This is a genomic window from Candidatus Paceibacterota bacterium (assembly GCA_041663045.1).
Lineage (GTDB): Bacteria > Patescibacteriota > Minisyncoccia > Phycocordibacterales > GWA1-40-21 > Bog-1340.
Genome location: JBAZRH010000002.1, coordinates 178,362 through 194,628 on the forward strand (window position 1 = coordinate 178,362; position 16,267 = coordinate 194,628).

Genomic DNA, 16,267 nt, shown 5'->3' on the forward strand with positions numbered 1-16,267 from the left:
TTATTTCTTGATTATTGTTCCTGTTCCCATTGCACCAAATGGCATATTTGCTGGATCAGGCATTACTCTAATAAGTTTTGCCTCAACTTCTGCATTTTCATTTGGGTTTCCAATAACAGTTACAATATTATTAATCTTCAAATCATCGGCTTCTATCGAGTCTCTAAATTGTCTGATATCAGTACTCGTACCAATTACAATTGTCTTTTCAACGCCATCTTTATCAGCAACTACAAATAAAGGTAAATTAATACTGACTATTTCTCCAATTGCTCCATGCGAATTACCAAAATCACCTCTATTCATACCCATAAATATATCATCCGGTCTTCCATTCATTTGTCTGTAATATTGTTCTCCCATTCTAAAAGAAAAACTCGCCTTCTTAAAACCCACAAACATTCCAACTTGAAAAATTATTAGTGCGGCCACAAAACATCCTAAAATGAAAACAACCTTCTTTACTTTCGATTCTTTTATAATTTCCTTTATGTGTTCCATATAGATTATATTAATTTAAACTAAGCTTATAAAAAAACCTCTCTTGTTTAATGCTTGTTATGATCATGTTTATTGACCAAACAAAAATTAAAATCGATACAACAACTATTGTAATAGGGACTACTGGTAAAGACTCAATGATTGACATTGTGTACGTCTGCCAATACGAAATCAATAAAGCTCCATCCGAAAATAAAAGTGAAATATATTCTGACAAACCAGATTGGTAAGCATCTTTGATTATATTCAATACATAAACAATCATCATCGACATAGATGCCAAAGATATAGTGCCTCCAAGCACTATTCTATAAACTACGTCCCTTTTCTCTTCCATTTCTATCCTGTTGATAATGGAGCTTCTTAGATTTTCACTGGGCTCCATAATTTCGAAGAAATTATTCTTGCTCATACTAGTTTATACGTTTAATCTAATGATTTGGGTGCACTAAGAATTTTTCTCAGTTTCATTAGAGCCCTTCTGTGATGGCTTTTTATTGTATCGGCAGGAATATCAATAATCTCGGCAACTTCAGAAAGCGACATTCCATTTACATATTTTAAAATAATTACTTCCTTTTGCTTGGTAGTAAGTTCGTTTAAAGCTTTTTGAACTTGTTTTTTATCATGTTCAAGAGAAAATATTTCATCTGGTTTTAATTCTTGATCAATCAAGTTATCTTCAATACTATTTCCTCCCTCCTCATTATCAAATAGCGATATCGGCACATCTTTTCTTTTTCGCAAATAATCGATGCAAGTATTTTTAGAAATAGAAAAGATCCAAGTTTTAAAACTTTTTTCAATATCAAACTTTTTTATATTTTTCCATGCTTTTAGAAATACCTCCTGAGTGATATCTTCAGTCGCTTTTTCGTCTCCGACAAATCTATACACAAAATTGTATATTGATTTCAAATAGCGATTCACAATCTCTGTAAAAGAATTTTTATCTCCATTTAAATATTCTAGAATTATTTCCTCATCGCTTCTCTGCATATAAAAAGTATTTTAGCATAGATACAGCTTTAGATTTTTTATAATGAAACCTTCACAAGAAGTTCGATTCCAATTAGGGTGTCATAAAACAACCATTAGTATAAGGGCTGACTTCGCTGTGCCCCCAGTAGGACCGCTTCGCTTATCTCTCCTTACAGGAGCTGTACACCTTTTCTGTTTCCTGTTCGTGCAGACACTTCAGAAAATCTATCAAAGGTCTTCGATTCCTAACGCAAGGTCTCCCAGACCTTGCTCTGGGGGCACAGACAAAAAATGAAGCCATAAGCTTCTATTTTTTGTATCTGTGCCCCCTATCGGTCGTGAACCTTTGCAGGTCAAGCCCCATAAGGGTTCTTTGGATAATTTCAGTATATCACATTTAGCCCTCTCGGTCTCCGGTCATTTTTCAAAAAGAGAACAAACAGAACACAGAAAGGCCACTTTTATGATATCCGATTTGAACTATCAAATGCCAACAAATGCCAATTTTTAGAGAAACGCAGAAGTGAGACACGTGTCTTATTCGCCTCCAGAATATGGCTTAAAATAAGGAAATGAGACAAATGAGACAAATGAGACACTAATAACGTGTCTTATTTCCGTGTCTCATTTTAGGAAAAATTGGCATTTAGTAAATCTTGTCCCACTAATCTTTACAAACTGGTATTGTTGTTCTGTGGTGTATAATTTCCCTTGTATACTATTGTGCACATAATAGTGCCTGTGATATACTTACTGATGTCGAGATTATCAAAACAATTTATAAACAAAATGAAATTACATTTGATCATAAAGTCATTACGTGAGGATAAAGGGCTTACCCAAGAGAAACTGGCCGAGGATGCCGGCCTTACTAGAGGCTATATTTCGCGAATGGAAAAAGGTACTTATACTGATGATTCCCCATCCATTAAGACACTCCGTAAAATCGCTAAAGGTCTAAGTGAGCCACTTGAGTTTATTCTATCCAAAGCCGGCATAACCCAAGAGGATTACATCAAGACGGCCAGCACTCCGACTTTTCTCCGAGCTAAATATGATTTAGACAAGAATCAGATTCGTTCAGTCGAAACGTATATCCAACTTCTTAAGAAGCAATTAAGAGACTAAATTTTTTACCATGATTATTCCCACCGAATGGAAAATATATGCCAGAAACAAAGTAAATGAAATCCTCAGTGAGGTATCTGGTTGTTTGACAATAAAGACGTCAGTTCCAATAAAATCGGTGGTCGAGTCATATCTTGGGGATGTAAATATTGTCACTCATATAAGTGATGAACTTGGTTTTCCAGATGGAGTTTCTGCCTTTTCTACCAAGGATATGAATAATGGCTGGATTATCGCCATCAACGGTCGAGAATGCGTCGAACGTCAACGGTTCTCATTAGCCCATGAGCTAGCACATATTGTCCTTAACTTGCAAGCCAAAAAGGTTTACTGCTCAACAAATGGAAATGGTTGGGACGAACAGTTGTGCGATCAATTTGCCGGGGATATTTTAATGCCAGAAAATATAGTTCGCACTATGTATCAATCAAATCCAAAACCCTTCATCGGAGACGTGGCAAAAGCTTTCAAAGTCAGCCGACCAGTTGCTGAAATACAACTCAGACGATTGAATTTGCCATTTAAATTGTACGCTGGTTAAACCCCTATATTTTTTTGCCTAGAAAGTTTCTTTTACATCACATCTTAGTAGCTTATAAAATACAAACATATGAAAATAGAACAAGTATCAATTAAAGAACTCGAGCCATCCACTTACAATCCGAGGAAATGGGATGACAAAGTTATCTCAGACATGACCGAGAGTATTAAACGTTTCGGCCTCTGCGACCCTCTACTGGTGAATAGTGCGCCGGAGAGAAAAAACATCGTGATCGGTGGGCACCTTCGCCTCAAAGTTGCCGCCCTTCTCCACTTTACCGAAGTGCCAGTTATATACCTAAATATTCCCGAGATTGAACGTGAACAGGAATTAAATTTACGCTTGAATAAAAATTTAGGAAACTGGGATGAAGAACTTCTCAAGCTTTTTGATACAAATCTTCTCCTTGATGTTGGCTTTACTCCTGATGACCTCAATAATTTCTTCGACGATATCCTTGAAATCTCTGACGACGGATTTAATGTCAAAGAGGAATTAGCAAAGATTACAGTTCCAGAAACTAAACCAGGTGACATATATGAACTTGGCGAACACCGATTGGCCTGTGGCGATTCGCTTGATGAAAATATTGTGAAAAAACTTATGGGCGAGAATAAAGCCAGTATGATCTATTGCGACCCGCCTTACAACATTGGTATGGACTACCGAAAAGGCATCGGCACGAATGGCAAGTATACACCGGATAAATACGTAAACGATAATAAAAGAGCCAGTGAGTATGAGGCCTTCATTCAAACATCTTTAAAAAATGCCTTGTCGGTAAGTAAACCTGACACGCATGTCTTCTATTGGTGCGACGAAAAATACGTTTGGCTAATTCAAACTCTATACAGTAAAAATGGTATCACTAACAGGCGAATTTGTTTCTGGGTCAAAAACAATTTTGATCCCACCCCTCAGGTCGCCTTCAATAAAGTTATAGAACCGTGTGTGTATGGGACGAGGGGCAGTCCAACACTTAATCCAAATCTAAAGAATCTTTCCGAGGTCTTAAATACAGATGTCAATTCAGTTGGTCTCTATGACGACCTGATGAGTATTGTACAAATGTGGTTGATAAAACGTGATAGCGTAGCTGACTACGAACATCCGACGCAAAAACCGATTTCCTTAAATGAAAAACCGATAAAACGTTGTACCGCACCAGGCGAGATCGTGCTGGATCTCTTCGGCGGAAGTGGTAGCACTTTGATCGCAGCCGAACAACTCAAAAGAAGGGCTTTCCTAGTCGAGCTTGACCCCACTTTCTGTGACTTAATCATCAAACGTTATGAACAATTCACCGGCAACACTGCCAAAAAAATCAATTAAAATATGGAAGCTCGGCAAGCACCGCCTTATTTTAGGTGATGCGACCAAAAAAGAAGATCTTGACCGACTGATTGAACAACAAAAAGTCACGCTAATTCTGACCGATCCACCCTACGGCGTCGGTTATGTTGAAGGCAAGCAAGATTTTCTAAAAACTATTCATCACGACGGGAAAGGAAAAGAATTTTCAGCCATTCAAGGTGATGGAGTTGATGCTGACTATTATGGATTTTCAGTAAAGTGGTTGGAAGCAGTTAAACCACATCTGAAAAATAAAAATGCTTTCTATATTTTCAACGGAGACACAAAGATACGAGAATTATTTAACGCTTTATATGATACGAAATATACCAAATCCTCAATTCTGATTTGGCTTAAAAATCACATCGTTGTCGGTCGTAAAGATTATCATCCGCAACATGAGCTTATTGTCTACGGCTGGTACGGTTCACATCTTTATTTTGGCAACAGGGATAAAACTGCTCTCTTCTACCCAAAACCGAACAAGAGTAAACTCCATCCGACGATGAAACCACCGGCTCTTTTGCGACGACTTATATATCACAGCACCAAGCCCGGAGATGTGGTCTTGGATCCATTCGGTGGCTCTGGTTCAACCCTGATCGCCTGTGAGCAACTTGGTCGAGTTTGTTTTATGGTCGAATTAGAAGAATCATACTGCACGACCATTATTGAGCGTTGGGAAAAACTTACCGGCCAAAAAGCGGAATTGGTGTAATCAGATGATTAATCTTTATGACAAAAGACGATGCCGAAAATTCAAAATCTATAAATGTCTACAAGAAACAAGAGTTCGAATCATATGTCCTTTGGCGTTCAATGCCATCCATCCTGCGTGGTCAACCGAGGCATGTTATAGAGAAACTCGGCATTGATGATGAAATAGCCATGTCGCTTTTGGATATAAAGAACCAGACAGAGTTTGCTAAACATTTTGGTATCAAGGATCTGGGCACTTTGACCGAATGGAATAAAAGAATAAATGAGAATGGCGGTCTGATGAAGGATATCGTAGATTGGGCAAAAAAACTTACCCCAAATGTCATCTCGGCTCTCTATCGCGAAGCAACCAAGAGCGGTCGAGCAGCGGAAATCAAGGCTTGGATGGAAATAATTGAGGGGATGTAATTTAAAAAAAGAATATGTATGAAGAAAACAAAAAAAGTTTGACTATCGATGAGGCCGCCGTTATTTTGTCTGATACCCTGAAAGATGTAGCCGAAAGGAGGACAACAATTCGTCGAGCCTTGGCTATATCCCGACTAGCCCTCGCCTTATCTAAAGTTATTGAAATACAAAATCTACGAGATCGGGTCGAATTCCTTGAACAAGCGTTAAAAAAGAGAAAATAAAATGAAAAGTATTTCTAACATATTAAATAGAGGAAACCTTACTCCCCGCGAGAGGTATATTCTTCTTATTCAGAATGACATCCATCGGTCAAAGACTGGCAAAGATATTTTGACTCCAGCGGATAAGGAGGCCTTGGAAAATTGGAAGGCTCAGAATAACACCGAGGCAAATGAATGGAACAATTTGAATGAAGCTTGGAAACATAGTGGGCGGGTAGAAATCGAGGCTGAGTTTGTATATAAAGATGCCCAAGTGTCGTATATGGCACAATTACCATTTATTTTGAAATTATTGGACTACCCTCTTTTTCAGAGAATGGATAAAAGCATAAAAATGCTGAAAGATATAAAGAGGGTTACCATTAATGGAGCACTAGAGATAGTAGCTAAACAAAAGGCAACAAAACTCAAAAGTGGTTTGGACTTTGATTATGCTGTCTATCAGTTAGCTTTTGAAATGTTAAATGAGGACGACAGAAAGAGGATGAATAAATTATATTCTGACATCGAATTCGATCATCAATACTTAGATCAAGAGGAAATTATCGCCGTCCTATTTGATGGGAAAGATACTCTTGACCAGAAAGCCAAAGAAAAACTGGCATCTCTTGTGGCGGAACATTCCTATAATGGATTTGCCAAAGAATATCAGTTGTTTCACTACTTTGCATGTATACCGATTTTAGAAATTGCCAGATATTTTCTTACCAGTAAAGGAATAGTTGTTAAAGGACCAGCTTCGTCAAAGAATCAAGAGGCTGACGAACAGTCAGAAAATATTTGTGAGAGAGTCACAAAAACCATGGGAGAGTATTCAAAGCAACACGGTATTAGTATGGAAGATATGCTAAAAGAAGCATGCCTGCGTTGGATTGATAATGGCTTGTTTGATAAATATCGGCCATTAGCGATAAGTAATGATGTCGAATTACTTAAGAGATGGTTGGCAAGACGGACAGAGGCAAAGAATCTGCTGCTAGGATATATTAAAGACGGGGTTTTAAGATTGCAAGAAGAAAGCAAGGAAGAAAATAGGCTAACGAGACTTTGTAGTAAGAACCTTTGTGATTCGGAACTTAAGAATATCCGAAAATTTATGAAAAATGTTGGCGAAGAAATTATAGAAAAAACGGAGGAAGAGGAAAGGTTGGCTTTTGAAAAATTCACCAATCCGGTCATTACTGGCGAAAGCCTGTATGCCTGCAAGAAAGATTATAAGTTTGTTCGGAAATTTAAGGAAAGAGTTGAGGAATACGAACCAAACCTGGGTATAGTGTATAACGATAACGATCCAGAACAAGTGAAAGATCACTTAGACCGCGAACTTTTAATTTGCAGTCTAAATAAAGATGGGAAACCGACCTTTTTCAGCATATATGAAATGTCTGTCTCCATCTTATCCGGACTAGCCAATGGAATGAACATGTTTGAGGAAGAGACTATTAAAGGAAAAAAATTCCTAAAATTTGAAAGCGAACTATATAAAAGTGTCTTTAGAGAAAGATGCCAAAATTTGATAGACGGTTACTCAAAATTACTTGCGTTTGAAGGAATATTGAAAAAACTTTCTAAAATATTCGAGGTTGATTTAATGTATCATCTTTCGGATCGTATCAAGATGTTGAGAACCTATCTGGAAGAAATCAATAAGGCGATCTGTCGGGCGACTAATACTGATGCAGAAGATAGTCAGCCGGACAAGTTTGATATTCTTAAACGCGACGATAAGTTAATATTCAAAGATTTTGAATTGATAGATATAGACTCAATTAAACCAGACATAAAATCGGTCGAGGAACACGAACAAAAATTCAAAAAAATACTGGGAGAATTTTAATTCTGGAATAACCCCCCTCTCTCTCTTACACAGTAGTTATATTTAAGACTTATCTTTAAAACAATACTCGATCTTCTATTTCCCAGATTTAGTTCGATTGCAATTTTTGCACAACATTTGGCAATTTTCTGAAACAGTTTTTCCACCTTCGTGCCAAGGTTTAATATGATCTGCTTCCATTTCTTCTATTTCAAAATGTTTCTTGCATTTTTTACAGATACCTTTCTGTCTTTCATACGCCTCTCTCTTTTGTTTTTCTGTAAAAGAACGAATATTTAAATATTTCTCGTTTCTGGTTAGAACATATTCGTAAATACCAGACTTTTTAGTTACATCTTCATCTTGCATCAACTTTGTTATCTCTTTTTCAAGTTTTTTTGAATCAAATTCTTTATTCTTAAATTCATTATAAAGAATTCCAAACAAAACACCCTTCATTTCTTTACGGTAATTAGGAAAAACTACTTTTATCCAACTTATAACATTTTGAAAATATAGCCATAATTCATTTGCATTAGGTTTGTGCTGATGATCTGCCATGTATTGTTCAATTTTTTCATCACTAATCCAACTAATAGTGGTTTCTAAATAATCTTGACGAATTGGTGAACCATTCAAATAATCACTTCCCATAGCATAAGCAGGACAACCCGATTTACTAAAATATCTTTTTGCATCAGTCAGCCATGTCCCAGTATAAATAGCATTCCTCAATTCCTGATCCATTAATTTTTCTCCTGCTATGTTTATAATTTTAAACCAATCCAATTTTTCTTTATCATTTCCTTCGCAAAAATATATCATCAATTTATAATCAAGAATTTGATCTTGCTCTTCTTTTTCAAGATTGTGGAAATACTGAAAATTTAAAGAAAATTTTCCATCTATATATTCACAAAAACTTATAGTTCTTTGTTGTCCATCCATCACCTCATAAGTGCCATCTTCGTTTTTAACCCAATACATCACATTTAGCGGAAAATCCTTTTTCACAGTTTCAATTACAGCATCTCTTTGTTTATCTTTATATATGAATTCTCGTTGGTATTTAGGCCTAATATTTAATTTTCCACCATAACCAACAACACCTTCTTCGTCATCGTTTATATATTTATTTGAGACTTCTCTAATTGTGATTTCTTTAAGTTGTATTTTCATAAATTATTTTTTATATTTTTTATTTCTAATAACGACCCTAACATAGCACGGCTTACCATTAACCTGTGCTAAATATTTACCCCTAGTTTCTTCGGTTGGCCCTGATAAAATACTATAGCGATTTAGTCCATCTAAAATTTCAAATTGTTTAGGATTATACTTATTCAAAAAGGTAATTGGAACGCCAACAGCACCTTTATAATCTATAGGAATATCTTTTGTTTTATTAACATTTATAGCATTGTAGTGGTCATATTTAGGGTACTCGATTTCGTTACCATGATATATCTTGTAGAGAATTAAATCTTCATGTCGCTTTGAATAATCTAAATTTGTAAACCAAATTGTGCTTGCCACAAAAGCATATTTAATTCCGTTTTCAATTTTATGATATTTTTCATAGCTGTCGGGTATTCTGAACCAAATATTTCTGCCATCAAGAGTAGCCCCTACCCATACTTTATTTTCTTTTATAAGCTTAAAAATTTCTTTATAGGTTATGGCATTTAAATTTCCAATAATTATAAATTTTTTATTATATTCCATTAATTGAGCTACATATTCTCTAAACAAAGAAAAAGGTGGATTTGTCACAACGATATCTGCCTCTTTGAGAACTTCAACGCATTCAGGACTTCTAAAATCACCATTTTGTTTTAGCGGAGTTTTAATGGTATCTGATTTATTTATTTTTCCATCTTTATTTATATCTTTTACAATTTCCAATTTATAGGAAGGTTTTTCATTTTCAAAATGAGTAGAAACTAATTTCTTTAAACCAAGATGTTCAAAATTTAGTGCAAAATAATTCCAAAAATTACTTTCTTCTGGGTCATCGCAATTACAAAATATAATCTTATTTTTAAAATGATTTTTATAATGACCTAACTCTTTTTCAATGTAAGGCAATTGCGTGTAAAATTCATCACTTTTAGCTGTGCTCGCCTTACGCAAGTTTTTATTTGAAGATTTACTTTTCTTTATTTCAGTTTCTTTTTTCATAGGCATCTTTTTGAGATGCCATAAAACAAAATAGGCACCCCAGACAGGTGCACACAAGTTAACAGCCGAAGCTATCAATCCTGATCCTGCTAGGATGCCCATTCTGGGCAGGATTGATAGCAAAAAGCCGTTAGACTTCTCTCCGGAACAATTAACTTATGTGCCATATAACTATAGCAGAAAAATGATTTTTAATGAAGCTTTTTTGAAAATTAGTTACCAACTTCTTGTCAACTTACCCCTCATGGACTCTCTTGAGGGTTTGCGTCATTCATTAGATATATGGAAACAACACAAATGCCAGTCGGAGCTATGGCGAGAGAAGTGAGAGCCCCCATAAAGGTAAAGTACTGCCTATATGCAAGGAAAAGTACGGAGAGTGAGGAAGCCCAGATCCTTTCTATCGACTCTCAAATTAAGGAGATGTTACAGATGGCAGAACGGGAACATCTGGAGATCATAGAAATTAAGAAAGAGTCACACTCGGCAAAAGAAGCTGGGCAAAGACCAGTTTTTAATGAAATCGTTGATGAAATCAAACAGGGGAAATTCAACGGTATTCTAACTTGGGCAGCTGATCGTATTTCTAGAAATGCTGGGGACTTAGGTCGGATAGTGGATCTGATGGATGCGGGTAAACTTCATGACATCCGTACCTTCGGACAGAGATTTACCAATAATCCGAATGAGAAGTTTCTACTGATGATACTGGGTTCACAAGCGAAACTGGAGAATGATAATAAAGTAGTCAATGTAAAAAGGGGGCTACGAGCTAGATGCGAAATGGGACTCTGGCCCTGTACTGCTCCAACTGGATATTTTAACAGTAAGAATACAGAAAAAAGATGTCATGTCGAAATTGATCCACATAGGGCACCTATCATTAAGAAAATGTTTGAGAAAGTGGCATATGAAAAATACAGTGGCAGAAAATTATACTCATGGCTAAAGGATGAGATAAAATTCAATACAAAAAGTGGAAAACCGCTAACTTTGAGTAATGTATATATTACTCTCCGCAATACTTTCTACTATGGTGCCTTCGAATATCCAAGAGGTGGCGGTCAATGGTATACAGGCAAACATATCCCTATTATCTCAAAAGAATTGTTTGATGCCGTGCAGGAAAAAATGGTGGATTATAATATTAAGGGTGAACACAAGGAATTTGCCTTCACAAAACTCATGACTTGCGGACTATGTGGCTCTGGTATTACAGCAGATGAGAAATTCAAAAAGCAGAATAATGGAAACACGCATCGATATGTATATTATGGATGTAGCAGATTCCACGACAAGAATTGCAAGTCGGGATATATACGAGAAGAAGAACTGATTGAACAACTAACTATCCTCATGGACAAAATAGATCTTGATGAGATTGGAATGAAAGAAAGAATAAAAGATGAGGTAGAAAGACACAAAAAATTCAACTCAAACGTTCTCGGAGTCAAAGAAAAATCCGTTAAAGTTGACGACATTGATATCCGTAATTATGCAAAATATCTTTTGCGAGAAGGTGCACTATGGGAAAAGCGAGAACTCCTATCATGCTTGAGGAGTAAGGTGGTGATGAATAATAAAGAAGTGAGGATAATTAATTGAGCAAACGATGAGTAAACTATGCTTATATAGCCACTATTTTTTCAACAACTTCTTTCGGCATCATATCAATCTTATCCCACAATTCAATAACGCCTAGGTCTTTTAAAGCTTCTGGCGAATGGTCATTAGCCCATGAATTAATAAAGGCAGCGATGATTGTATTTTTTATTTCTTCAACCTGACGAATAGCTTTTATGATTTTCATACCTGATTCAACTTGGTCTTCATTTTCAAGAGCTACCACTATGACATCTGGCTTTATCTTCTTGATCTCTTGCAATAAATCAGTAGAGATATCTACGGACGTGAAATACTCTATCTGTGGAGCGCGAACTTTGAATACCCTCTTAAACATGAATCCTGAATAAAACTTATCCTCATCAATAAATAATACTTTTTTCATAATTATTTTTGTTATTTCGATAAATTAGACTGATAATTTAGCAGACAGAGGTAGTTTAACATAGAATGTTGTTCCTTTGCCAATTGTAGTTTCAAACCATACTTTGCCTTTATGAGCTTCTGCCACTAGTTTAACAAGATAAAGCCCCAGACCGTTGCTATTTACATTTACTTCTCGAGATTTCTTGCCGTGTCCATATTTAGTAAACATTACTTTTTGGTCTTCTTCAGAAATACCTTGACCAGTATCTTTCACAGAAAAAAGGACAGAATCTTCATCAATTTTTTTTAGTCCAATTTTTATTGATCCGGTAGCTGTATACCTTATAGCATTATCAATCAGGTTGAAAAGGGAATTTGACAGATATGTCTTATCCGCCATAACTATATAATTTCCATTATCTGGCAGGTTTATTTCATAAGTAAGATGCTTTTCTTTCTCAGCTTTTGTCTTTAATTGTGAACCCACCACTGATATCATTTCCTTAATATCAACAGGTTTCATTATGCAAGGATTTCCCCCGCTCTCAAATTGAGAAACAGTAAGGAACACCTGAACACTTTCCACTCCCCCCACTTGCATCTTATATAAGTCATTTGCCAACTCTTTTACTGGTTCGGAAATCGGGTCAAGATCGCCTTCAATTAATCGTGCTAGCCCCGCTTTAGTATTAGTAAATACACCGTTGATTTGGTGGGTAATGAACCGTAAGGTAGTAGATTGGGCTTCGTTGGCTATTTGAAGTTCGCCTGCGATTTTCTCAATGTGCTCTTTCTGTGCTATTTCTTTTTTGACACTTCTGATAATAATCAGCCCAACAATAGCAGAAATAATGAGAGTCATGCCGGTAATAATTAAGGAAGACGTTGGCATTTGGTGCATATACAAAAATTGCGAACCCACCAAAATCACTAGTGCCCACACAAGTGCCTGTGCCCCAATTAATTTTATATTGAACAGGCCATAACGCACAATCATGAATGACATAAAACCGATAAAGACAATAAGCCCTATTGGTCCAAACAAATTAATCTGATATGTTTTTGTTATCTCACCCAGTATATTTGAAAGATAAAAAATAGTAAGAAATATTACTGAACCAACTCCAAAAATAAGGGCTTCTCGTTTTGATACTTGGTCACCCTTTGGGGTAATAAGATATTTTTTAAAGGAAATATACCCAACGATGAAGATTGCTAATAGTTCAAAAATGTAAATAAAATAATAATAGATATTACCGTAATTTGCTTGACAATTTTGAAGGTCAAAAGACAATGTGTTGAATTTTGTTGGAAGTGTTATCGCCGTAATTAAAATGAGAATGGAAAAAATAATCTTTGGTATAAGTGAGATATCTTTTTTATTGAGAAAAACGTAAGCAAAATAGATCACCAGTATTGGTATAAAAATTTCAATAAATGGCGTTATCTGCCAAGAAAACATATCAGGTTTTACATAGGCAACCATCCATTGAAACATCAAGTTAAAAACCCAAACAGCAAACGCTATTGCAATTCCTAAAAGCAACTTACTTTGTAGAGAATAGTTATTTTTCTTAAACACAAAAAACCCAAAAAACAGGGAGAGCAGGATGGCTGGTATATAAGCATAGTAAAGAAGTGGCGGTGCTATAGAAAGATCAAAAAAGTGTAGGAAACTTGGTATTGAATCTGGGCAAATATTTAAATTCATAATTTTTATTTATTGAGATTGTTCTGTTGTCGGTTCAGTATTGACAATAGAAAAATCACCTCTTATAACTGTTTTATAAAAAGCATACGCGAGAGAAAAAACAACGGCAACAAGAAATAAAGAAAGCAAAACTTTTTCTATTTTTTTCATAATTGAATATTATACCTATTAAGTATATAATATAATTACCTTAAATGGTAGCATAATAACAAATCGCACTATGAAAATACTCTTTATTTCTGAAGATTTAGTCGCTGGAAACCTTGCATACCTTCTAACCCAGGAAGGCAATGAAGTGAAACTATTCATAAAAGACAAGGGTAGGCGTGGAAATTTTGAGAATATGGTTGTAAAAGTTGGTTCCTGGAGAAAAGAACTTCCGTGGGTTGGTAAGAATGGGCTCATTGTCTTTGATGGTTGTGGCCATGGTTCAACACAAGATAATCTCAGAAAAAAGGGTTATTCCGTGGTTGGTAGCTCTGAAATTGGGAATAAACTTGAAAATGATCGTGCCTATGGTGACAGTATTTTTAAAAAATATGGCCTTTCTACCGTACCCCTTATTAACTTTAATTCACTACAGGAAGCAATTGACTTCGTTAAGAAAAATAGAAAAAAATGGGTTATAAAACAAAATAGCATTGGTACAAGCTTAAAAGGTTTTAATTATGTCGGTATGCTCGATAATGCTGATGATGTTATTGATGTATTGGAGAATTATATATCTGAAACTAAATACAGCGACTCTATAATTACCCTTCAAGAGAAAATTGAGGGCGTCGAAATTGGTATAGGCAGATACTTCAACGGTACTGATTGGGTTGGGCCTCTTGAAGTTAATCTGGAGCATAAGAAATACTTTCCGGGAGATCTTGGCCCCACAACAAGCGAAATGGGTACGGTTGCTTGGTATGATGATAATGAAAGTAATAAATTATTTACCGAAACTCTTGCAAAACTTAAAACATATTTCCAAGGAATTAATTTTAGAGGTGATATGGAAATAAATTGTATCGTAAATGAAAAAGGGGCTTTCCCTCTTGAAGCGACACCACGTTTTGGTTCACCAATCGTCCATCTCCAGACAGAAATACATGACTCCCACTGGTGTGATTTTTTAAAGGCGGTAGCTGATGGTAAGCAGTATGATTTAAAATGGAAAAAAGGTTTTGGAGTTGTGGTTGTTGTCACTGTCCCCACTAGTCACCCATTTCCATTCACAAAAGCTGAACGGTATATATCTCCTCGTGGTATAAAAATCTATTTCTCGGATAAAATAGGAAGTGATATGAAAAAAGTTCACTTTGAGGATGTCTCCTTAAAAAAAGAAAAGGGTAAAGGTTATTACTATATTTCCGATGATCGTGGGTATGTTCTCTATGTCACATCAGTAAAAGACACTGTAGAAGAAGCCAGAAAGAATGTGTACTCAATACTCAAAAACAAAATCTTTATTCCAAAGATGTTTTACAGAAATGATATTGGTCTAAAATTTATAGAGCAAGACAGAGATCTTTTGAAAAAATGGGGTTATCTATAGTTCTTAAATTAGAATGTATGGCGGTTTTTTTAACGATATGAAGTCCGAACTGAAAGAATAGGCCCCAGCATAGAGAAAGGCCAAAAAATCACCAATTTTAAGATTGGGTAGTTTCACATTCTTTGAAAAAACATCGAGTGAATCAGGTGTACATCCTCTTATAAAGTAGGATTCTAATTTTTCATTACCTACAGTAGCTTTTAAACTAACTTTTTCCACTGGAAGATATAAACCAACAATAAGTGTATCCATGGCACCGTTATAAAGAGAGCAATTTAATATGGCAACCTTCTCATTAAGAAAAGTCTTTGTTTGTGTAACCTTTGTCACTAAAGTGACAACTTCAGCCACTAATTTTCTACCTGGTTCAAAAACGAATTTTATATCTTTGTAAAGAGAACGAATTTTCTCACATTTAGCCTTTATTACTTTTGCAATATCTTTAACCTCGGGGACAGAGTGATGATAAGCAACTGGATACCCGCCCCCTAAATCAATCGAATCCAAAATAACACCATCTTTCTTAAGTTTGCCAGTAAAATCAACTATTGAGTCAAGATTTTTCTCCCACATATCAATAAAAGTATTCTGGGAAAGAAGATGGTTGTGAATTCCAAGCTTGATTTTATTTTTTTTACGTAAAATATTAAGCTTATCAAAAATTGGCATCACCTCAGAAATATGAAAGCCTAAAAAAGAATCTGAGCTATAAGGTAATTCAGCATTGGAAACTTTAACTCCAGTATTAATACGAACTAAAACTTCAAGAAAGGCACCAATGGCTATATCTTCAAGCAAAATCTCAAGTTGCTGAATAGAATCTACACTAAAACGGCTAACACCAAATTGACGAATCTTTTTATATTGTTCCCTAGTTAAACTTGGTGATTGAAAGATGATTTTATCCTTTTTATAACCTTTCTTGATTGCAACTTTTTCTAGTTCTTCGACTGAAGAAATTAATAAACTACAACCCTCAGCTAAAATCACTTCTAAAATCCCATCCTCGGGATTAGTCTTATGAGAATAGGCGATCTCACCTATAAGTGAGAATTTAACTTCTTTGATCAAATCAATTAAACTGACTTTATCAACAACAAAACAAGGGGTCTGATTTTGCCATATGTCTTTATTTTTATTTAAGAAACTAATTACAGTATTTTTATCCATTTGT

At 35.5% G+C, this 16,267-nt stretch carries 18 protein-coding genes; 9 read left to right on the top strand and 9 right to left on the bottom strand.

What is annotated here, in order from left to right:
* The 3 genes from WC631_03020 to WC631_03030 are packed head-to-tail and all read right to left on the bottom strand — an operon-like array spanning position 1 to position 1,500.
* On the bottom strand, positions 1 to 501 hold the full coding sequence (locus WC631_03020; protein ID MFA6227421.1) for a hypothetical protein: 501 nt from the start codon (positions 499 to 501) through the stop codon (positions 1 to 3).
* A gap of 10 nt (positions 502 to 511) precedes the next feature.
* Entirely contained in the window at positions 512 to 913 is a 402-nt protein-coding gene (locus WC631_03025; GenBank protein MFA6227422.1) for a hypothetical protein, read from the bottom strand.
* 14 nt (positions 914 to 927) lie between these two features.
* Positions 928 to 1,500 (bottom strand): sigma-70 family RNA polymerase sigma factor, encoded by a 573-nt coding sequence (locus tag WC631_03030; GenBank protein MFA6227423.1) that lies wholly within the window; start codon positions 1,498 to 1,500, stop codon positions 928 to 930.
* Positions 1,501 to 2,238: 738 nt separating this feature from the next.
* Here WC631_03030 and WC631_03035 point away from each other — a divergent pair.
* From WC631_03035 to WC631_03065, 7 genes are all read left to right on the top strand, one after another.
* Positions 2,239 to 2,610, top strand: coding sequence for a helix-turn-helix transcriptional regulator (locus WC631_03035; GenBank protein MFA6227424.1), 372 nt, complete (start codon positions 2,239 to 2,241; stop codon positions 2,608 to 2,610).
* Between the two features lie 10 nt (positions 2,611 to 2,620).
* Positions 2,621 to 3,151 carry an ImmA/IrrE family metallo-endopeptidase gene (locus WC631_03040; protein MFA6227425.1) on the top strand — a complete coding sequence of 177 codons (531 nt, stop codon included), beginning with the start codon at positions 2,621 to 2,623 and terminating at the stop codon, positions 3,149 to 3,151.
* Positions 3,152 to 3,220: 69 nt separating this feature from the next.
* Positions 3,221 to 4,483 (top strand): DNA methyltransferase, encoded by a 1,263-nt coding sequence (locus tag WC631_03045; GenBank protein MFA6227426.1) that lies wholly within the window; start codon positions 3,221 to 3,223, stop codon positions 4,481 to 4,483.
* Positions 4,443 to 5,222 carry a site-specific DNA-methyltransferase gene (locus WC631_03050; protein MFA6227427.1) on the top strand — a complete coding sequence of 260 codons (780 nt, stop codon included), beginning with the start codon at positions 4,443 to 4,445 and terminating at the stop codon, positions 5,220 to 5,222. The genes WC631_03045 and WC631_03050 overlap by 41 nt, the downstream gene beginning before the upstream one ends.
* A 17-nt stretch (positions 5,223 to 5,239) precedes the next feature.
* The gene (locus WC631_03055) at positions 5,240 to 5,632 is read left to right on the top strand and encodes a hypothetical protein (protein ID MFA6227428.1); all 393 of its coding nucleotides are present in this window, start codon (positions 5,240 to 5,242) and stop codon (positions 5,630 to 5,632) included.
* A gap of 14 nt (positions 5,633 to 5,646) precedes the next feature.
* Positions 5,647 to 5,856: a hypothetical protein gene (locus tag WC631_03060; GenBank protein MFA6227429.1), complete on the top strand. Its 210-nt coding sequence runs from the start codon at positions 5,647 to 5,649 to the stop codon at positions 5,854 to 5,856.
* Position 5,857: 1 nt separating this feature from the next.
* Complete coding sequence (locus tag WC631_03065) at positions 5,858 to 7,693, top strand: hypothetical protein (protein ID MFA6227430.1); 1,836 nt, start codon at positions 5,858 to 5,860, stop codon at positions 7,691 to 7,693.
* A 75-nt stretch (positions 7,694 to 7,768) separates the two neighbouring features.
* On the opposite strand, the gene WC631_03070 is transcribed toward WC631_03065, so the two are convergent.
* Together WC631_03070 and WC631_03075 are read right to left on the bottom strand one after the other, a co-directional pair.
* Positions 7,769 to 8,851, bottom strand: coding sequence for a DUF262 domain-containing protein (locus WC631_03070; protein ID MFA6227431.1), 1,083 nt, complete (start codon positions 8,849 to 8,851; stop codon positions 7,769 to 7,771).
* Positions 8,852 to 8,854: 3 nt separating this feature from the next.
* Entirely contained in the window at positions 8,855 to 9,955 is a 1,101-nt protein-coding gene (locus WC631_03075; protein ID MFA6227432.1) for an adenine-specific methyltransferase EcoRI family protein, read from the bottom strand.
* 180 nt (positions 9,956 to 10,135) lie between these two features.
* Here WC631_03075 and WC631_03080 point away from each other — a divergent pair, with 180 nt between their 5' ends.
* Positions 10,136 to 11,458, top strand: coding sequence for a recombinase family protein (locus WC631_03080; GenBank protein ID MFA6227433.1), 1,323 nt, complete (start codon positions 10,136 to 10,138; stop codon positions 11,456 to 11,458).
* Between the two features lie 22 nt (positions 11,459 to 11,480).
* On the opposite strand, the gene WC631_03085 is transcribed toward WC631_03080, so the two are convergent.
* Genes WC631_03085 through WC631_03095 form a run of 3 tightly spaced genes read right to left on the bottom strand, consistent with a single transcriptional unit; the run spans position 11,481 to position 13,703 of the window.
* Positions 11,481 to 11,861 carry a hypothetical protein gene (locus WC631_03085; protein MFA6227434.1) on the bottom strand — a complete coding sequence of 127 codons (381 nt, stop codon included), beginning with the start codon at positions 11,859 to 11,861 and terminating at the stop codon, positions 11,481 to 11,483.
* A gap of 24 nt (positions 11,862 to 11,885) precedes the next feature.
* The gene (locus tag WC631_03090; protein ID MFA6227435.1) at positions 11,886 to 13,553 is read right to left on the bottom strand and encodes an ATP-binding protein; all 1,668 of its coding nucleotides are present in this window, start codon (positions 13,551 to 13,553) and stop codon (positions 11,886 to 11,888) included.
* Positions 13,554 to 13,562: 9 nt separating this feature from the next.
* Positions 13,563 to 13,703 carry a hypothetical protein gene (locus WC631_03095; GenBank protein MFA6227436.1) on the bottom strand — a complete coding sequence of 47 codons (141 nt, stop codon included), beginning with the start codon at positions 13,701 to 13,703 and terminating at the stop codon, positions 13,563 to 13,565.
* 70 nt (positions 13,704 to 13,773) lie between these two features.
* Between WC631_03095 and WC631_03100 the strand changes: the two genes are divergently transcribed.
* Positions 13,774 to 15,093 (top strand): hypothetical protein, encoded by a 1,320-nt coding sequence (locus WC631_03100; GenBank protein MFA6227437.1) that lies wholly within the window; start codon positions 13,774 to 13,776, stop codon positions 15,091 to 15,093.
* 3 nt (positions 15,094 to 15,096) lie between these two features.
* On the opposite strand, the gene WC631_03105 is transcribed toward WC631_03100, so the two are convergent.
* Positions 15,097 to 16,263, bottom strand: coding sequence for a hypothetical protein (locus tag WC631_03105; protein ID MFA6227438.1), 1,167 nt, complete (start codon positions 16,261 to 16,263; stop codon positions 15,097 to 15,099).
* Between the last annotated feature and the right edge of the window lie 4 nt (positions 16,264 to 16,267).

What these genes read in the sequence shown, in the direction of transcription:
- WC631_03035 (MFA6227424.1), top strand. Translation starts at nt 2,239, where the DNA reads ATGTCGAGATTATCAAAACAATTTATAAACAAAATGAAATTACATTTG.
- WC631_03020 (MFA6227421.1), bottom strand. Translation starts at nt 501, where the DNA reads ATGGAACACATAAAGGAAATTATAAAAGAATCGAAAGTAAAGAAGGTT.
- WC631_03075 (MFA6227432.1), bottom strand. Translation starts at nt 9,955, where the DNA reads ATGGGCATCCTAGCAGGATCAGGATTGATAGCTTCGGCTGTTAACTTG.
- WC631_03060 (MFA6227429.1), top strand. Translation starts at nt 5,647, where the DNA reads ATGTATGAAGAAAACAAAAAAAGTTTGACTATCGATGAGGCCGCCGTT.
- WC631_03040 (MFA6227425.1), top strand. Translation starts at nt 2,621, where the DNA reads ATGATTATTCCCACCGAATGGAAAATATATGCCAGAAACAAAGTAAAT.
- WC631_03030 (MFA6227423.1), bottom strand. Translation starts at nt 1,500, where the DNA reads ATGCAGAGAAGCGATGAGGAAATAATTCTAGAATATTTAAATGGAGAT.
- WC631_03025 (MFA6227422.1), bottom strand. Translation starts at nt 913, where the DNA reads ATGAGCAAGAATAATTTCTTCGAAATTATGGAGCCCAGTGAAAATCTA.
- WC631_03085 (MFA6227434.1), bottom strand. Translation starts at nt 11,861, where the DNA reads ATGAAAAAAGTATTATTTATTGATGAGGATAAGTTTTATTCAGGATTC.
- WC631_03045 (MFA6227426.1), top strand. Translation starts at nt 3,221, where the DNA reads ATGAAAATAGAACAAGTATCAATTAAAGAACTCGAGCCATCCACTTAC.
- WC631_03100 (MFA6227437.1), top strand. Translation starts at nt 13,774, where the DNA reads ATGAAAATACTCTTTATTTCTGAAGATTTAGTCGCTGGAAACCTTGCA.
- WC631_03055 (MFA6227428.1), top strand. Translation starts at nt 5,240, where the DNA reads ATGACAAAAGACGATGCCGAAAATTCAAAATCTATAAATGTCTACAAG.
- WC631_03070 (MFA6227431.1), bottom strand. Translation starts at nt 8,851, where the DNA reads ATGAAAATACAACTTAAAGAAATCACAATTAGAGAAGTCTCAAATAAA.
- WC631_03105 (MFA6227438.1), bottom strand. Translation starts at nt 16,263, where the DNA reads ATGGATAAAAATACTGTAATTAGTTTCTTAAATAAAAATAAAGACATA.
- WC631_03095 (MFA6227436.1), bottom strand. Translation starts at nt 13,703, where the DNA reads ATGAAAAAAATAGAAAAAGTTTTGCTTTCTTTATTTCTTGTTGCCGTT.
- WC631_03090 (MFA6227435.1), bottom strand. Translation starts at nt 13,553, where the DNA reads ATGAATTTAAATATTTGCCCAGATTCAATACCAAGTTTCCTACACTTT.
- WC631_03080 (MFA6227433.1), top strand. Translation starts at nt 10,136, where the DNA reads ATGGAAACAACACAAATGCCAGTCGGAGCTATGGCGAGAGAAGTGAGA.
- WC631_03065 (MFA6227430.1), top strand. Translation starts at nt 5,858, where the DNA reads ATGAAAAGTATTTCTAACATATTAAATAGAGGAAACCTTACTCCCCGC.
- WC631_03050 (MFA6227427.1), top strand. Translation starts at nt 4,443, where the DNA reads ATGAACAATTCACCGGCAACACTGCCAAAAAAATCAATTAAAATATGG.